Consider the following 17,902-nt stretch of genomic DNA (forward strand, 5'->3'; position numbering starts at 1 on the left):
CTCGTCAGCGGACGGGCACTTCGAGCAGTTCGGCGGTGGCCCGCACGTGTGCGTCGCAGGTCGCGCCCGCACGGATCACCTGGTCGCGCAACTGGTCTCGCATCCGCGGGTCCCAGTACTTGCGAATATGGGTGGCCATCACCGACGCCGCCTCCTGCTGCGGCAGGTCACGGAACTGGGCGGCGATCTCGGTGGCCAGCCGCATCGCCTCGGGCAGGTGCTCGCGATGCGAGGCGTCGCGCAACGGCGAACCCAGGGCCACCTGCACGGCGGTCACCTTGTATTCGGGGCAGTTGGTGGCCCAGTCGGAGTTGTCGGTGGTCACGACATTGGCCCCGGTGGTGGGGTAGTGGAACGTCGTGTACACCACGCCCGGCGGCATTCGATCGGAAATCACCGCGTGCAAACGGGTTTCGCCTGCCCGGCTGGCCAGGCTCACCTGAGCGCCGTCGGTGATGCCGCGGACCTCGGCGTCGTGCGGGTGGATTTCGAGGATGTCCTCGGCGTGCCACACCACATTGGCGGTGCGGCGAGTTTGCGCACCCACGTTGTACTGGCTCAGGATTCGGCCCGTGGTCAGGATCAGCGGGAACCGGCGGGTAGCCCGTTCGCTGGTCGGCACGAACGTGGTGGTGACGAATCTGCCCTTGCCACGCACGAATTCGTCGACATGCATGATCGGTGTTCCGTCGGGCGCGGTCGCGGTGACCGGCCACTGCAGACTGCCCACCTGATCCAGCTTCGCGAACGACACTCCAGCGAAAGTCGGTGTCAGCGCCGCGATCTCGTCCATGATCTGACTGGGATGGTCGTAATCCATCGGGTAACCCATGGCCTTGGCGATCTCGCACGGAATCTGCCACTCGTGCTTGCCGGTGGCGGGCGCCATCACCGGACGCACCCGGTTGATCCGCCGCTCGGCATTGGTGAAGGTGCCGTCCTCCTCCAAAAACGAAGTGCCCGGCAGGAATACGTGCGCGAACTTCGCGGTCTCGTTGAGGAACAGGTCCTGCACCACCAGCAGATCCAGTGCCGCCAGGGCCGCGAACACGTGCTTGGTGTTCGGGTCGGACTGGGCGATGTCCTCGCCCTGCACATACAGGCCACGGAACGTGCCGTCGATGGCCGCGTCGAACATGTTCGGAATCCGCAGGCCCGGTTCGGCGGAAATCGGTCGCCGCCACAGGCTTTCGAACACCTCGCGCACCGCATCGTCGGACACGTGCCGGTAGCCGGGCAGTTCGTGCGGGAACGACCCCATATCGCACGAGCCCTGCACATTGTTCTGCCCGCGCAGCGGGTTCACGCCCACCCCGTCGCGGCCGATATTGCCGGTGGCCATGGCCAGGTTCGCCATGCCCATCACCATCGTGGAACCCTGGCTGTGCTCGGTGACACCCAGGCCGTAGTAGATCGCGGCATTGCCGCCGGTGGCGTACAGGCGGGCGACCGCGCGCAGGTCCGCGGCGGGGATGCCGGTGAGGTCGGCGACGGCTTCGGGACTGTGTTCGGGCTGGGCGATGAACCGCGCCCATTCCTCGAAGTCCTCGCAGCGGCTGTTCACGAACTCGGTGTCGACGAGGCCCTCGGTGACCACCACGTGCGCCAGGGCGTTCACCACCGCGACATTGGTGCCCGGCCGCAACGGCAGGTGGTACGCGGCCTCGATATGCGGCGAGCGCACCAGGTCGATGCGACGCGGATCGATTACCACCAGCTTCGCGCCCTCGCGCAACCGTCGCTTCATCCGCGACGCGAACACCGGGTGCCCGTCGGTGGGGTTGGCGCCGATCACCACGATCACATCGGCCTTCGCGACCGACCGGAAGTCCTGCGTGCCCGCGGACTCACCGAAGGTCTGCTTGAGCCCATATCCGGTGGGGGAGTGGCACACTCGCGCACACGTGTCGATGTTGTTGTTGCCGAACGCCGCGCGCACCATCTTCTGCACGACATACACGTCCTCGTTGGTGCAGCGCGAGGAGCTGATCCCGCCGATCGCACCCGCACCGTGACGATCCTGGATGGCGCGCATCCTCTCGGCGACGTAGCCGATCGCGGTGTCCCAGTCCACGACTCGCCACTCGTCGGTGATCTTTTCGCGGATCATCGGCTCGAGCATCCGGTCGGGGTGCGTGGCGTAACCGAACGCGAAGCGGCCCTTCACGCAGGCGTGGCCCTCGTTGGCGCCGCCGTTCTTGTCCGGGACCATGCGCACCAGTTCGGTGCCGCGCAGTTCGGCCTTGAACGAGCAGCCCACACCGCAGTACGCGCAGGTCGTCGACACGGTGCGCGTCGGAATACCCAGCTGCACTACGGATTTCTCCTGCAGCGTCGACGTCGGGCATGCCTGCACGCACGCGCCACACGAAACACATTCGGAGTCCACGAACGACTCGCCCACTCCCGCGGACACTTTGGAGTCGAACCCGCGGCCCTCGATAGTCAGCGCGAAGGTGCCCTGGATGTCACCGCACGCGCGCACACAGCGCGAACACGCGATGCACTTGGACGGATCGAAGTCGAAATACGGGTTGCTGGTGTCCTTTTCGAGGTCGAGGTGGTTCTCACCCTCGTACCCGTAGCGGACCTGACGTAGCCCCACCACGCCTGCCATGTCCTGCAGCTCGCAATCGCCGTTCGCGGGGCAGGTCAGACAGTCGAGAGGATGGTCGGAGATGTAGAGCTCCATGACACCCTGACGCAGCTTCTCCAGCTGCGGTGTCTGGGTGCGCACCCGCATCCCCTCGGTGACCGGGGTCGTGCACGACGCGGGCGTGCCACGTCGGCCGTCGACCTCCACCAGACACAGCCGACACGAGCCGAACGCGTCGAGACTGTCGGTGGCACACAGTTTCGGAATGTCGATACCGGCCAGGGCGGCGGCGCGCATCACCGAGGTGCCCTCGCCGACTGTCACCGGCAGGCCGTCGATTTCGACTGTTATTGGCGTGGCATCGACTGGTGGAGCCGGCGTGCCGAGATCTCTGTCTGGTAGGAGTGTCATCAGGTCTCCTCGGGTGGTGCGGGGGTGAAGTCCTCCGGGAAATGCAGCAGCGCGCTGCGTACCGGGTTGGGGGTGAGTCCGCCCATCGCGCACAGGGATCCACTCACCATGAGGTCACACAGGTCGTTGAGCAGGGCGAGGTTGCCGTCGGTATCGACACCGCCGGTGATGCGGTCGATCACCTCGACCCCGCGCACCGCGCCGACCCGGCACGGGGTGCACTTGCCGCACGACTCCTCGGCACAGAACTGCATCGCGAAACGCGCCATCCCGGCCATGTCGACGGTGTCGTCGAACACCACGATCCCGCCGTGCCCCAGCATCGCGTCAGCCGCGCCGAACGCCTCGTAATCCGTTGGCAGGTCCAGTTTGTCGGCCGGCAGGTAGGAGCCCAGCGGCCCGCCGACCTGCACCGCGCGCACCGGCCGACCCGAACGGGTGCCGTTGCCGTACCTGTAAACCAGATCGTGCAGCGAGATACCGAACGCGGACTCGAAAACCCCGCCGCGCGCGACGTTTCCGGCCAGCTGGAACACTTGGGTGCCACGCGAACGGTCGACACCCAGTGCCGCGTAAGCCTTTCCGCCGTCGGCGAGGATCGCGGGCACGCTCACCAGGGTGAGCACATTGTTGACCGCGCTCGGCTTGCCGAACAAGCCGCTGATCGCGGGGATCGGCGGTTTCGGGCGCACCATGCCGCGTTTGCCCTCGAGGCTTTCCAGCATCGAGGTCTCCTCGCCGCAGATGTAGGCGCCGCCGCCGATCCGCAGGTGGATGTCGAAAGCGAAACCGGTGCCGAGAATGTCGGTGCCCAACCAGCCCTGGTTGCGGGCGATCTCGATGGCCTGTTCGAGCACCGAGGCCGCGTCCGGGTATTCCGACCGCAGGTAGATGTAGCCTTCGCTCGCGCCGACCGCGTACGCGGCGATGGTCATGCCTTCCAGCAGGCTGAAGGGGTCGCCCTCCATCACCACCCGGTCGGCGAAGGTGCCGCTGTCGCCCTCATCGGCGTTGCAGCACACGAACTTCAGCGGACCCTCGGCGTCGGCCACGGTCTGCCACTTGATCCCCGCCGGGAACCCGGCGCCGCCGCGCCCACGCAACCCGGACTCGGTGACTTCCTCGATCACCTGTGCGGGGGTGAGCTCGAACGCGCGGCGCAGCCCGGCCAGGCCGCCGTGTGCCACATAGTCGGAAGGCGACAGCGGATCGGTGACGCCGACGCGAGCCAGGCACAGCCGCTGCTGCTCGCGCATCCACGGAAGATCTTCCACCACACCGTGATTGAGCTCATGTGGCAGCCCGTCGAGCATGCCCAGTTCGACCAGGTCGTCGATGTCCTGGGGCCGCACCGGCCCGAAACCCACACGCCCACGGTCGGTTTCGATCTCGACCAAAGGTTCCAGCCACAGCATCCCGCGGGTGCCGGTGCGCACCACCGTGATCTCCCGGCCGATCCGCGACGCCGCCGAGTACAACCCGATCACGACCTCGTCGGCCCCGACCGAGGCGGCGGCGGAGTCGCGCGAGACATAGACCTTGGTGACCTTGCTCATTCTTCCTCCGCCAGCACGATCTGCGCGACGCGGTCTCGGTCGAGCCGGCCGTATACCTGTCCGTTGATCAACGCCGACGGCCCCAGCGCGCAATTGCCCACGCAGAACACCTGATCCAAGGTGATCCGGCCGTCGGGAGTGGTCTGCCCGGTCTTGGTGCCCAGCCACTGCTCCAGGTCACCGGCCAGCTGTTCCGAACCCACCGACCGGCAGGCCTCGGCCCGGCACACCTGCACACAGACCCGACCCACCGGCTCGGCGCGGAAGTCCTTGTAGAACGTCACCACGCCGTGCACGTCGGCCCGCGAGAGATTGAGTTCGGTCGCGACCAGACCGACGACCTCGGGCGGGATATAGCCGAGCAGATACTGCAGGTCGTGCAGGATCGGTAGCAGCGGCCCGCGTTCGTCGCGGTGCTTGTCGGCCACCGTGCTGACCAGGTCGGCCAGCTGTCCGGTCGTGTCTTGCATCGGGTCCCCTCTATCCGCTGAAGAGTTTGAGTGCGGCTTTCACCGCGTTGAAAATCCCGTAGGCCAGCGGTATTCCGACCGCGAGCCAGGAGATGACCAGCTGCGTGCGGTAGCTGTGCGGTGCGGGAGTGTGTGTTTCGGTCATGATCGGAGCTCCTTACGTGCGCGCCAAGGGATTTCAGGTGCGAACCGCGGCCGGCGGGGCGGCACCATCGGCGGCGTCGGTGACCGGCTGCTTCTCGTGCCAGCGCGCGGCGACCGGGCGGACCAGCAGGTTCGCGCAGAACCCGACGGCCAACACACCGACCATGATGAACAGTGCGGGTCGGTAGTCGCGGGCCATCAGATGACCCGGTTCGCCCTGGGCGTCCAGCACCCGGTTCACGATCAGCGGCCCGAGCACACCCGCGGTCGACCAGGCGGTGAGCAGTCGACCGTGGATCGCGCCGACCTGGAAGGTGCCGAACAGATCGCGCAGATACGCGGGCACCGTGGCGAAACCGCCGCCGTAGAAGGAAATGATGATCACGCACAGGATCACGAACAGCGCGGTCGCGTTCGAACCGATCAGCGCCAGCGTCAGATACGCGGCCATGCCCACACCCAGGTACATCATGTACGTGGGTTTGCGGCCCAGATAGTCCGAGGTGCTCGACCACACGAACCGGCCCGCCATGTTCGCCACCGACAGCAAGCCAACGAACCCGGCCGCCACCGACACGCTCACCGTGGACACGCCGTCGCCGTTGCGGAAGAAGTCCTGGATCATGTCCGCGGCCTGCTCGAGAATGCCGATGCCCGCGGTCACGTTGCACAGCAACACCACCCACAGCAACCAGAACTGCGGCGTCTTGATCGCATTGGCCGCGGACACATTCGCGGTGGTCACCATCGGCTTCGCCGCGATCGACTTCGGATCGAAGCCGTCGGGCTTCCAGCCCGGCGCGGGCACCCGAACGGTGAACACACCCAGCATCATCACGATGAAGTACGCGATGCCCAACGTGATGAACAGTTTCATCACCGCGTCGCCACCGGCCGCGGCACCGCCGAAGCGCGCCAACAGTTCCCGCGACAACGGCGCGGCGACCATCGCGCCACCACCGAAGCCCATGATCGCCATACCCGTTGCCAGACCCGGCCGGTCGGGGAACCACTTGATCAGTGTGGATACCGGCGAGATGTAACCAAGGCCCAAACCGATACCGCCGATGAAGCCGTAACCGAGATAGACCAGCCACAACTGTTCGGTGGCGATACCGGCCGCGGCGACCAGGAAGCCCGACGACCAACAACACGCCGAGGCGAACATGGTCTTGCGCGGGCCCACCCGGTCCACCCAGGTGCCGAAGATCGCCGCCGACAGCCCCAGCATCACGATCGCGATCGAGAAGATCAGGCCGATCGCGGTGAGACTGGAATCGAAATGCTTGACCAACGCGTCCTTATAGACGCTGGTCGCATAGGCCTGACCGATGCACAGATGGATGGCCAACGCGGCCGGTGGAATCAGCCACCGGCTGTAGCCGAGGGGAGCGATCGTGTGCTCCCGGTCCAGAAAAGTAAGCGCAGGCACTGCGCACCTCCTCGAGGTGTCCCTCAGTAATGGGTCACCGGTGCGGTGGCTGTGGCGAGGCGGCACAAAACACCGACGGCGTTGCGGCCATCGGTGTTTCGACGTCGAACCCTGCTCATGATCACCTGCCGGTCAGCGGGCCGCGCTGCGCCGCTGATCGCGCCGCGCCGTCCCGTGCTGTGAATAGTGCGGCCGCAGTGTGATCAGCGTCAAAGTTTCATTTTCGATGAATTGATAAGCGTCAGTTATCAGAAATCGTGTGTGAGCACGCGCGCCAGACCGCGGTCCAGCTCACCGGCGATATCGAGTTCGCCGACCGTGTCCACCAGCGTGCGCGCCAGGATCGACCGGGGGTCCTTACCGGCCAGTACCAGTCCCACATGGAAGGATCGGCGCGGCTGCGGCATCGACAGCAGCTTGGCTCCCCGCGGGATGTCGAAACTGTGCAACCACGCGTGTGGGATGACACTGGACAGTCCCATCGACTCTAGATGAGCGTAGATCGCGGAAACAGTGTCTGTCTCGACCACCGGTTCGATCCGGGCGCCCGCCTCGGCGAAATGCCCGTCCAGGATCCGCCGGTTCTGCATCACCGGCGTGAGCAGACACAGCGGCGCGGTCGCGGCATCGGCCCAGCTGATCGACTCGCGGCCGCCGAACTCACCGTCGGCGGGAGTCAGGAACAGGTAGCGCTCGCGATACAGCGGCACCACCCGCACCCGGCCCAACGGATCACCGTCGACATAGGTCATCCCGATATCGATATCGAAGTCGTTGAGCCGGGTCGCGATCTCCCGCGACGACATCGACTCCAGCGAGAACCGCACCATCGGATGCCGCAGATGCAGGGGCGTGGTCACCAGCGACGCCGCGGTCAACGCCGTGGGGATCGCGCCGATCCGCAACACACCCGTCAGGCCACCGCGCATCCCCGACAGCGTCGAATGCAACTGTTCCTGCTCGGCGATCATCCGCTGCGCCCACTCCAACACTTCGGTGCCCTCCGCGGTGAAGCCGCCGAATCGCTGCCCACGCTGCACGATCTGCACCCGCAATTCGCTTTCCAACTTGCGGATGCCCGCCGACAGCGCGGGCTGCGACACATGACACGCCTCGGCCGCGCGACCGAAGTGCTGCTCGTGGGCCAACGCGATCAAGTACTCCATCTGACGCAGCAGCATGAGCCCATAGATACACTGCAGGCATGTCCGTTCGCACCCGTCAGCCACTAGTTCCCGGTACCCAGTCGCCGATCCGGGACGTCCCGCGCTCCATCGAGCGCCCCGAATACGTGTGGAAGAAGACGGCGAACGAGGGCAACGAGCCCTGGGTGCAGACCGCCGAGACCATCGAGAAGATGCGGATCGCGGGCAAGATCGCGGCGCAGGCCCTCGACGAAGCGGGCAAGGCGGTAGCGCCCGGCGTCACCACCGACGAACTCGACCGCATCGCCCACGAGTACATGTGCGACCACGGCGCCTACCCCTCCACGCTGGGCTACAAGGGCTTTCCCAAGTCCTGCTGCACCTCGCTGAACGAGGTCATCTGCCACGGCATCCCCGACTCCACGGTGATCGAAGACGGCGACATCGTCAACATCGACGTCACCGCGTTCATCCACGGCGTGCACGGCGACACCAACCGGACCTTCCTGGCCGGCGATGTCGACGAGGAAGTGCGGCTGCTGGTCGAACGCACCGAAGAGGCCACCAACCGGGCGATCAAAGCTGTCAAGCCGGGTCGCGCCCTGAACGTGGTCGGCCGCGTCATCGAGGCGTACGCCAACCGCTTCGGATACGGGGTGGTGCGTGACTTCACCGGGCACGGTGTGGGGCCCACTTTCCACAGTGGTCTGGTGGTGTTGCACTACGACCAGCCCAATATCGAGTCGGTGATCGAGCCCGGCATGACGTTCACGATCGAGCCGATGATCAACCTCGGTGGGATCGATTACGACATCTGGGATGACGGTTGGACCGTGGTGACTGCGGACCGCAAATGGACGGCGCAGTTCGAGCACACGTTGGTTGTCACCGAGACGGGCGCTGAGATTCTCACCCTGCCGTGAGCACGCCCCTGCGTGGCGCACTGCTGATCGCGGGCACTACCTCCGACGCCGGGAAAAGCGTTGTGGTGGCGGGTATTTGTCGGATGCTCGCGCGGCGCGGGGTGCGGGTGGCGCCGTTCAAGGCGCAGAACATGTCCAACAACTCGGTGGTCACCCTCGATGGTGGGGAGATCGGGCGGGCGCAGGCGTTGCAGGCTCGGGCGTGTGGGTTGGAGCCGAGTGTGCGGTTCAACCCGGTGCTGTTGAAGCCCGGTAGTGATCGGCGCTCGCAGTTGGTGGTTCGGGGCAAGGCGGTCGGAACTGTCGGCGCGCGTGACTATTTCACGCGTCGACAAGAGTTACGCGAAGTCGTTGCTGCTGAATTATCCTCTCTGCGGGCCGAATTCGATGTGGTGATATGCGAGGGCGCGGGCTCGCCTGCCGAAATCAACCTCCGCGCAACCGATCTGGCGAACATGGGCCTGGCCCGCACCGCCGACATCCCCGTCCTCGTCGTCGGCGACATCGACCGGGGCGGGGTTCTGGCGCACCTGTTCGGCACCGTCGCCGTCCTGGAACCCGAAGACCAGCAACTCATCTCGGGTTTCATCATCAACAAATTCCGCGGCGACGTATCGCTGCTGCAACCAGGCCTGGACCAACTGACGGCGTTGACCGGCCGCCCCACCCTCGGCGTCCTCCCGTTCGCCGAAGACCTCTGGCTCGACGCCGAAGACTCCCTCGGCACCATCTCCGGCGCCACCGTCGGCCGCCCGTCCCCACCGCACGGCACCGACTGGCTCACCGTCGCCGCCATCCGCCTACCCCGCATCTCCAACTCCACCGACATCGAAGCCCTCGCCTGCGAACCCGGCGTCTCGGTCCGCTGGGCCGACAGCCCCCACCAGATCACCACCGCCGACCTCGTGGTGATCCCCGGCAGCAAGTCCACGATCTCGGATCTGGAATGGTTGCGCGCCAACGGTTTAGGCGAGGCCATCCGAGCCCGCGCGGCAGCAGGCCGCCCCATCCTGGGCATCTGCGGCGGCTACCAAATGCTGGGCACCCGCATCGTCGACGGCGTCGAGCACAGCGCGGCGCAAACCCTGACCGCATTCGCTGACACGCCACCCCACACCGCGGCCGGCCTCGGCATCCTCGACCTCGACATCGAATTCGCGAACCCGAAAATCGCCCGCCAGGTACACGGCACCGCAGCCTCGATTCCCGTGCACGGCTACGAAATCCACCACGGCAGAGTCACCCGCACCGCCGACCCCGCCTGGCTGACCATCGACGGCACCCCCGAAGGCAGTGCACGCGAAGCAATCTGGGGAACCCACGTCCACGGCCTCCTGGAATCCGACGAGTTCCGCCGAACCTGGCTCGCCGAAGTAGCCACCCGAGCAGCCCGCCCCGGCTTCACCCCCGCCCCCGACACCTCGGTAACCGCCACCCGCACAACCCAACTCGACCTACTGGCCGACCTGATAGAAACCCACCTAGACCTCCCCGCCCTGGAATCCCTGATCAACCAAGGCGCCCCCACCACCCTCCCCACCATCGCCACCGCCCTCCTCGACCCACGGCAACCCTGACCGGCTCACTCCCGAAGCGCCGCCGAGCCCCTGGCGGAAAATGGGGCGACTGGGTCGGATCGTGCCTGGTAGAACGTAGTCGGCAGTTGCCACGTCGATGACATCGAAAGGCGCGGAGCGTGAATGACTGGGAACGGCTCACCCCGGCTCGGATCGTTTGTGCGGGGGACTGGCATGGCAACAGCTTTTGGGCTGATCGGGCGATTCGGTACGCGGCTGAGCAGGGGGCTCGAGCGATCCTGCACGTCGGTGATCTCGGATATAAGTTCGCGCCGAACTTCCTTGCGCGGGTGCAGCGGGCGCTCGAGGACACCGGGCTGTTGATGGGGTTCGTGCCGGGTAATCACGACTCCTACGACTACCTCGACCCGCGCGAACACGAGCATGGATGTACAGCGATTGCGTTGCGCCCGAACATCTTCTACCTGCCGCGCACTTATCGATGGTCGTGGTCGGGGGTGACGTTTCTCGCGCTGGGCGGCGCGCATTCGGTGGATCGGTTGTGGCGGGCTCGGGGTGAGTGGTGGGAACGGGAAACCATCACGCTGTTCGAGGCGGCGAAAGCGGCGAACGGTGGGCCTGCGGATGTGATGCTTTGTCATGACGTCCCGGACGGCGTCCACATTCCCTGTATCGACGGCAATCCGCATGGGTTCCCTGACTCGGAAATCGCTGCGGCGCAACAGCATCGCGAGCTTCTGCGGCGGGTCGTCGATGTCGTTGCGCCGGGGAGCCTGTTCGCCGGGCACTATCACTGCCGCCTCGACACAACCCTTGATGATCCGGCGCACGGGTACCGGACCGATGTGCACGTTCTGGACATGGACGGTGGTCAGCTGACCGAGAATCTGATGGTTGTCGACCTGGCGGACCTACCGGTAGCGCGAGGGCGTCGGCTCTGACCTGTCGGAAGCCGGGGTCCTGCCAGCTCCTCGCGTGCGGTCCGTCGCTACCAGCGTGTGGTGTGCGGGCCGTCTCGCCTCACCGTGTGCAGCGGCGGGTTGTGACAGGTCTGTCAATTCTTGTGTCCGGGGCGGTGAAAGGCCAGTACACGGGGGTGTCGGGGCTGGCCGGTCGCAGCGGAACAACCTGTGCGGTTCAGCGGGGCCGTGTACCGTAACCCGGCATGAAATCTCGGCAGATCACGGTCGGTGACCAGGCCTGGACAGTGCGGGTCGACGGCCCAACTTCGCGGCACAATGTGCTGCTGCTTCCCGATGCGGACGACCCTGCCGACGTGTTCGACAAGGTGTGCGCGCGGCTGCACGAATCCGAGTTGCAGACCGTGGTCGTGGAGTCCGCGGGCGGCCTGGATCCCCAGGGTGTGCTGGCGATTCTCGACGAGCTCGAGATGCCCTATGTGAACGTCGCCGGACGCGGCACGGGCGCGGAGTTGGCTTGGAGGGTATGCGCGGGACGATTCGGCCGGTTCATGAGCCTGGTCGTGGCGGACCACGGCCACCCGGCCGTCCCCGGCGCCGACGGCACCATCCCCGACGCGACCTGCCCGCCCCTGGAGCTCCCGGTCACCATGCTGGTCACCAAGAGCGTCCCGCGCGCCACCGCCGACGCGTCGGGCCGCTACGTCTACGGCGAATTCCGCGTAGTCCCACTCGAAGTCGACAACATCGCCACCGAAGCAGGCCACGAACTCGCCACCGAGATCGTGCTGCGCACCAGCCTCTGGTAGCCGACCAAGATCACCACGCTGTGGTGGCGCAGGCCTCTCGGGCGATGCCGCCACCACAGCGTGGTGATCAACGGTCCAGGACTAGGACTTGCGGAAGGCCGCTAGCCAGTCGAGCCAGTTGTCGGTTTCTTGGAAGGCGTTGGCGCGTACGGACTCCGAGGACAGGAAGACGTCGTGGCGGGCGCCGTCGATGGGGACGATCGAGGTGCGTTCGCCCAGGCAGCCTGCCCAGCGTTGGATCTGTTTGACATCGAGTACGGCGTCGGCCACGTCGACGGCGGGGGAGTGTGCGCGGGCGAACTTGGTGATCCGGGAGCGCAGGATCAGCGCGGGCACGCCGATGGTCAGGCCCTGGTGCAGGCGGGCCTGGCCGTGGCGGATCGCGCGCAGCCAGCCCAGACGCACGGGTTCGCCGTTGAGCGGCTTCCAATCCAGGTTGTAATCCCACTCACCCGAACGGGTGTTGTGCAGGCTGTCGCCGTACGCGGTACTGACCCCGCCGGGCAGTTGGGCGAACGCGCGGAATCGGCCGACCGCGTTGATCACCGGCGTGCCGATGGTGCGGTAGAACGACGGACCCTGCAGGTCGAACCAGGGGCTGTTGAGCACGACACCGGCCACCCCGGCCGCCGCGCTGCCGCCCGCGGATTCGAGCCGATCCAGCCACAGCGGCACGATCAGACCGCCGGTCGAATGCGCGAGGATCAGCACATCGTTGCCGGTTTCCTCGCGGGCGATCCGCAGCGCTTCGTTGAGTTCCGCGTCGTACAGCGCGAGGTCGCTGACGTAGTGCGCGCTCTGTCCTTCGCGTCGCGAGCGCCCGCATTTGCGCAGGTCGAGGGCATAAAATCGGTGCCCACGAGAAGCGAAGTGCTCGGCCAGGTGCTCCTGGAAGAAGTAGTCGGTGAACCCGTGCACGTACAGCACGGTCGGCTCGACCGCGGGGGCCGCGGCGTCGGGCAGGTAGCGCACCAGCGTGGCCACCACGTCGCCCTCACCGTCGGGGTCCACACCCAGCGGCAGGGTCCGCTGCTGATAGGCGGTACCGAGGACATCGGGCTGCCACTGCTGCCCGGCGAGGGTTTCGTTCGTCACACCGCTCAATCTAACGCGCGGTCGCGGGCACGCGCAGGGTTGGTTTGCGTCACATAAGTGACCTCCGTTGCAGAAGTCCGCCGCACGCAGGTGCACAATTGGCGTCAGGTGAACGACGGGTAACCTACCTCCCGGCGATTCACCGCGAGTCGCCGCAACACCGCCAAAGCGCCCGCGCCAAGCGAACTCACCCGCCGGTGAGTAGCTGAGAAGGACAAGGAAGTCGATCTACCCGTGTCGAACGCTGCGAAGATGGAAAAGACCGATGTAGTTCTCATCGGCGCAGGCATCATGAGTGCCACGCTGGGCGCGCTGCTGCGGCAGCTGCAGCCCGACTGGACGATCTCGGTGTTCGAGCGCCTCGACGCCGCCGCCGCGGAGAGCAGTGACCCGTGGAACAACGCGGGCACCGGCCACTCGGCGCTGTGCGAGCTCAACTACAGCCCGCAGAACCCGGACGGTTCGGTCGACGTGAGCAAGGCCGTCGACATCAACGAGCGCTTCCAGGTCTCGCGCCAGTTCTGGGCGTCCGCGGTCGACACCGGTGTGCTGGACGACCCCAGCGGCTTCATCAACCCCATCCCGCACGTCAGCTTCGTGCACGGTGCCGACAACGTCGACTACCTGCGCAAGCGCTACGAGGCCCTGGCCCCGCACCCGCTGTTCCGCGGCATGGAGTACATCGACACCCCCGACGAGTTCGCCGCGCGCCTGCCGCTGATGGCCAAGGGCCGCGACTTCAGCGACCCGATCGCGCTGAACTGGACCGACGGCGGCACCGACATCGACTTCGGCGCGCTGACCAAGCAGCTGCTGGCCTACATCGGCTACTCCGGCGGCGAGATCGCCTTCGGCACCGAGGTCCGCAACCTGGACAAGCAGGCCGACGGTTCCTGGAACGTCACCGTGCGCAACCTGCGCACCTACCAGTCGCGCACGATCAACGCGAAGTTCGTGTTCGTCGGTGCCGGTGGTGGCGCGCTGCCGCTGCTGCAGAAGGCCGGCATCGCCGAGGCCAAGGGCTTCGGTGGCTTCCCGATCAGCGGCCAGTTCCTGCGCTGCACCAACCCCGACCTGATCGCCGCGCACGAGGCCAAGGTCTACGGCAAGGCCGCCGTCGGCGCGCCGCCCATGTCGGTGCCGCACCTGGACACCCGCGTCATCAACGGCCGCAAGGGCCTGCTGTTCGGCCCGTACGCCGGCTGGACGCCCAAGTTCCTCAAGGACGGCTCCAACGCCGACCTGTTCAAGTCGATCAAGCCCAACAACATCGCCTCGCTGGTCGGCGTCGGCCTCACCGAGATGGGCCTGACCAAGTACCTGGTCGAGGAACTGCTCAAGTCGCAGAACGGCAAGGTCGGCGTGCTCGAGGAGTTCCTGCCGCGTGCGCAGGGTCGCGACTGGGAGCTGATCACCGCTGGTCAGCGTGTGCAGGTGATTCGTCGTAAGGGTGCCGGTGGGGTGCTCGAGTTCGGCACCGCGGTCATCTCCGCCGAAGACGGTTCGATCGCGGGTCTGCTGGGTGCGTCGCCGGGCGCGTCGACCTGTGTGACCGCGATGCTGGATGTGATGCAGCGTTGCTTCCCGCAGCAGTACGCGGGCTGGGAGCCGCAGCTGCAGACGATGATCCCGTCGCTGGGGCAGAAGCTGTCGGAGAACCAGGCGCTGTTCCAGGAAGTGTGGGACTGGACCAACTCCACGTTGAAGCTGGACCGCAACCACGCGCCCGCGGCTGCTCCGAGCTTCGCGCAGGTGTGAATGTCTCGCTGAGGCGGTCGTGGGCGGCGGATCTGGATGCCGCCACCCTCTACCGGCTGCTGCGGTTGCGGGTGGATGTGTTCGTCGTGGAGCAGGAATGCGCCTATCCGGAATTGGATGGGCGTGACCTGCTGCCTTCGACGCGGCATTTCTGGCTCGATGACGGGTCGGTGCTGGGCACTTTGCGGCTGCTCGAAGAGGTTGTCGACGGTGTGTCGAGTTTCCGCATCGGTCGGGTTTGTGTGGCGTCGGACGCTCGCAAGCATGGGTACACCACGCGGTTGATGCAGGCCGCTTTGGCTGAAACCGGTTCTGCCACTGTGCGATTGGATGCGCAGTCGCATTTGGTGGGGATGTACGCGAAGTTCGGGTTCGTTGTCGACGGGGCGGAATTCGATGACGACGGGATCATGCATACGCCGATGCGGCGCGGGTAGTCCGGTTTGTGCGAAGGACCGGCGTAATCACGCACTTCGCCTCGTTTCAGTCAGAATTCTGATTCTGCGGGCACCGTTTGTGCGTTTACGCCGGTCCGCGCCGCTGATGCCCGAGGGTTGGCGGCGATCGCAGCACGCATAGAGTTGAGGCGTGCCTGGTTTTGCTGATGTTGCCGCTGGTCCGCACATTCCCGCGCGTGTGGGGGGTGAGGCGGGGTTTCCGTTCTCGGCTGTGGTGGGGCAGGAGCGGTTGCAGTTGGCGTTGATCTTGTCCGCTGTGCATCCGGGGATCGGTGGGGTGTTGGTGCGCGGGGAGAAGGGGACCGCGAAGTCGACTGTGGTGCGGGCGTTGGCGCAGTTGCTGCCGCCGGTGGTGGACGAGACGGGGGCGCGGCCCGCGAAGCTGGTGGAGTTGCCGGTGGGGGCGACCGAGGATCGGGTGGTCGGGTCGCTGGATCTCGAGCGGGTGTTGCGGGATGGGGAGCAGGCGTTTCGGCCTGGGTTGTTGGCTGCGGCTCACCATGGGGTGTTGTACGTCGACGAAGTGAACTTGCTGCACGATCACCTGGTCGATGTGCTGCTCGACGCGGCTGCCATGGGGCGGGTGCATGTCGAGCGGGATGGGGTGTCGCATTCGCATCCGGCGCGGTTCGTGCTGGTCGGGACGATGAATCCCGAAGAGGGGGAGTTGCGGCCGCAGCTGTTGGACCGGTTCGGGCTCACTGTCGATGTGGCTGCCTCGCGTGAGGTGAATGTGCGGATGGCGGTGGTGCGGCGGCGGCTCGACTACGAGGCCGACCCCGACGCGTTCGCCGCACGGTATGTGGACGCGGATCAGGTTGTGGCGGAACGGATTCTGACCGCACGGGATCGGCTGCCCGAAGTGGCGCTGGACAATGCGGAGTTGCGGCGGATCGCGGCGCTGTGCGCGTCCTTCGATGTGGACGGGATGCGGGCGGATCTCGTTGTCGCGCGGACCGCTACCGCGCACGCGGCGTGGCGTGGGCGGGATCGGGTTACCGAGGATGATGTGCGGATCGCGGCGGAGTTGGCGTTGCCGCATCGGCGGCGGCGGGATCCGTTCGACGAGCCGGGGATCAGTGAGCAGCAGCTCGACGAGGCGATGGAGTCTGCTGCTGCTGAGGTCGAAAAGGCTTCGGGGGATGAGGAATTCGATGGGCCGGGGGGAAACGGGCGTCATCGGGCTGAGGACGAGTCCGCACTCGGTGATGATGGGGCGGGTGGTGATTCTCGTGGGCGCACTGGGCGCACTGGGGGCGATGGTCGCGAGTCGGATGATCGGGGTCTCGACGGGGGGCGGGATCGCCGGTTCGATGGTGGGCCGGATGGCCGGGGGCCTGAGGATGGGCCCGACGGTGATGGCCCGGATGGTGGTGGTCCCGAGGGCGACGGTCCGGATGACGGAGGCCCGGATGGTGGTCCGGCCGGTGGTTCCGATCGCGGTGGTCCAGACGGCAGTGGACCTGACGACGGTGGTCCTGACGGTGGAGGCCCTGACGGTGGAGGACCGGGTGGTGGTGGATCGAATGGCGGTGGGCCGAACAGCGGTGGTTCCGGCGGCGACCGCTCGGATGGTTCTGACCGCGACGGTTCGCGGCCGGGGCCCAAAAGGCTGACGGGCACACCGACTTCGACCGGAAAAGCGATCCCGCGCTGGGAAGTCCCCGGCATCGGCGAAGGCGCACCCGGCCGACGTTCACGCGCCCGCACCAGAACCGGCCGCACCGTGCGCCCCGACGCCGACCCCACCACCGGCCTGCACCTACTCGGCACCGTCTTCGCCGCTGCGCCAAAACAATTCGAGCGTGGCCGACTCAGTGGCCCCCTCGCACTGGCCGCCGAAGACCTGCGCGGCGCGTATCGCGAAGGGCGAGAAGGCAATCTGGTCGTGTTCGTGGTCGACGCGTCGGGCTCGATGGCCGCGCGTGATCGTCTCACCGCGGTGACCGGCGCCATCGTCACCCTGCTGCGCGACGCCTACCAGCGCCGCGACAAGGTAGCCGTGATCAGCGTCCGCGGTAGCGTTGCCGAACTGGTCCTGCCGCCGACATCCTCGGTCGACATCGCCGTCCGACGTTTGGCGGGAATGCGCACCGGCGGCAAGACCCCCCTGGCCGCGGGTTTGCTGAAGGCCCGCGAAGTGATCGCCCGCGAACACGTCCGCGACCCGCGCCGCCGCCCCATGCTCGTGCTGCTCACCGACGGCCGAGCCACCGGAGGCACCGACCCCCTCCCACGCGCCCGCACCGCCGCCCGGCTGCTGGCTGCCGAAGGCCACACGGCGATGGTCATCGACTGCGAACGCGGCATGATCCGCCTCGGCCTGGCCGGCGAACTGGCCCGCGACCTGCACGCCCGCTACCTGCGCTTGAACGAACTCACCGGCGACACGGTCGCCGACGTAGTCCGCGCCACCGGGCTGCCCGCTCGCGCCGCGTAGGCCGCCGAGACGGTCGTCGGCGTGGTCCGGTGCGACCGGGCTGCCCGCTCGCGCGGCGTTGACCGGTGACACGGTCGTCGGCGTGGTCCGGTGCCACCGGGCTGCCAGCCCGTGCGGCGTTGACCGGTGACACGGTCGTTGACGTAGTCCGCGCCACCGGGCCGCCCGCTCGCGCCGCGTAGGCCGCCGACACGGTCGTCGGCGCGG

14 protein-coding genes are annotated in these 17,902 nt (G+C 66.8%); 7 read left to right on the top strand and 7 right to left on the bottom strand.

Features of this window, described 5'->3' with window-relative positions; all coding sequences use genetic code 11:
- Positions 1–4: 4 nt before the first annotated feature.
- From fdhF to ACFWVD_RS05700, 6 genes are all read right to left on the bottom strand, one after another.
- A complete protein-coding gene (fdhF, locus tag ACFWVD_RS05675) occupies positions 5–3,007 on the bottom strand; it encodes a formate dehydrogenase subunit alpha (RefSeq protein WP_379240763.1) in 3,003 nt (1,000 codons plus the stop codon).
- Positions 3,007–4,563, bottom strand: coding sequence for a formate dehydrogenase beta subunit (locus ACFWVD_RS05680; RefSeq protein WP_379240764.1), 1,557 nt, complete (start codon positions 4,561–4,563; stop codon positions 3,007–3,009). The genes fdhF and ACFWVD_RS05680 overlap by 1 nt, the downstream gene beginning before the upstream one ends.
- Complete coding sequence (locus tag ACFWVD_RS05685; RefSeq protein ID WP_379240765.1) at positions 4,560–5,033, bottom strand: NAD(P)H-dependent oxidoreductase subunit E; 474 nt, start codon at positions 5,031–5,033, stop codon at positions 4,560–4,562. The genes ACFWVD_RS05680 and ACFWVD_RS05685 overlap by 4 nt, the downstream gene beginning before the upstream one ends.
- 10 nt (positions 5,034–5,043) lie before the next feature.
- Positions 5,044–5,178, bottom strand: a complete 135-nt coding sequence (locus tag ACFWVD_RS05690; protein ID WP_379240766.1) for a hypothetical protein — start codon at positions 5,176–5,178, stop codon at positions 5,044–5,046.
- A 33-nt stretch (positions 5,179–5,211) separates the two neighbouring features.
- Positions 5,212–6,609 carry an OFA family MFS transporter gene (locus ACFWVD_RS05695; RefSeq protein WP_379240767.1) on the bottom strand — a complete coding sequence of 466 codons (1,398 nt, stop codon included), beginning with the start codon at positions 6,607–6,609 and terminating at the stop codon, positions 5,212–5,214.
- 248 nt (positions 6,610–6,857) lie between these two features.
- Positions 6,858–7,790: a LysR substrate-binding domain-containing protein gene (locus tag ACFWVD_RS05700; protein ID WP_379240768.1), complete on the bottom strand. Its 933-nt coding sequence runs from the start codon at positions 7,788–7,790 to the stop codon at positions 6,858–6,860.
- A 23-nt stretch (positions 7,791–7,813) separates the two neighbouring features.
- Here ACFWVD_RS05700 and map point away from each other — a divergent pair, with 23 nt between their 5' ends.
- The 4 genes from map (at position 7,814) to ACFWVD_RS05720 (ending at position 11,944) form a co-directional block, all read left to right on the top strand.
- The gene (gene map, locus ACFWVD_RS05705) at positions 7,814–8,677 is read left to right on the top strand and encodes a type I methionyl aminopeptidase (protein ID WP_379240769.1); all 864 of its coding nucleotides are present in this window, start codon (positions 7,814–7,816) and stop codon (positions 8,675–8,677) included.
- 8 nt (positions 8,678–8,685) lie between these two features.
- Positions 8,686–10,254, top strand: a complete 1,569-nt coding sequence (locus tag ACFWVD_RS05710) for a cobyric acid synthase (RefSeq protein ID WP_379240981.1) — start codon at positions 8,686–8,688, stop codon at positions 10,252–10,254.
- Between the two features lie 119 nt (positions 10,255–10,373).
- A complete protein-coding gene (locus ACFWVD_RS05715) occupies positions 10,374–11,156 on the top strand; it encodes a metallophosphoesterase (protein WP_379240770.1) in 783 nt (260 codons plus the stop codon).
- Positions 11,157–11,380: 224 nt separating this feature from the next.
- A complete protein-coding gene (locus tag ACFWVD_RS05720) occupies positions 11,381–11,944 on the top strand; it encodes an alpha/beta hydrolase (RefSeq protein ID WP_379240771.1) in 564 nt (187 codons plus the stop codon).
- Positions 11,945–12,025: 81 nt separating this feature from the next.
- On the opposite strand, the gene ACFWVD_RS05725 is transcribed toward ACFWVD_RS05720, so the two are convergent.
- A complete protein-coding gene (locus ACFWVD_RS05725; RefSeq protein WP_379240772.1) occupies positions 12,026–13,039 on the bottom strand; it encodes an alpha/beta hydrolase in 1,014 nt (337 codons plus the stop codon).
- A 234-nt stretch (positions 13,040–13,273) separates the two neighbouring features.
- Between ACFWVD_RS05725 and mqo the strand changes: the two genes are divergently transcribed.
- From mqo to ACFWVD_RS05740, 3 genes are all read left to right on the top strand, one after another.
- Positions 13,274–14,797, top strand: a complete 1,524-nt coding sequence (mqo, locus tag ACFWVD_RS05730; RefSeq protein ID WP_379240773.1) for a malate dehydrogenase (quinone) — start codon at positions 13,274–13,276, stop codon at positions 14,795–14,797.
- Entirely contained in the window at positions 14,794–15,234 is a 441-nt protein-coding gene (locus ACFWVD_RS05735) for a GNAT family N-acetyltransferase (protein ID WP_379240774.1), read from the top strand. The genes mqo and ACFWVD_RS05735 overlap by 4 nt, the downstream gene beginning before the upstream one ends.
- Before the next feature lie 199 nt (positions 15,235–15,433).
- A complete protein-coding gene (locus tag ACFWVD_RS05740; RefSeq protein WP_379240982.1) occupies positions 15,434–17,695 on the top strand; it encodes a VWA domain-containing protein in 2,262 nt (753 codons plus the stop codon).
- Positions 17,696–17,902 lie beyond the last annotated feature (207 nt).

It is taken from the genome of Nocardia sp. NPDC058666, assembly GCF_042714895.1.
Taxonomy (GTDB): domain Bacteria; phylum Actinomycetota; class Actinomycetes; order Mycobacteriales; family Mycobacteriaceae; genus Nocardia.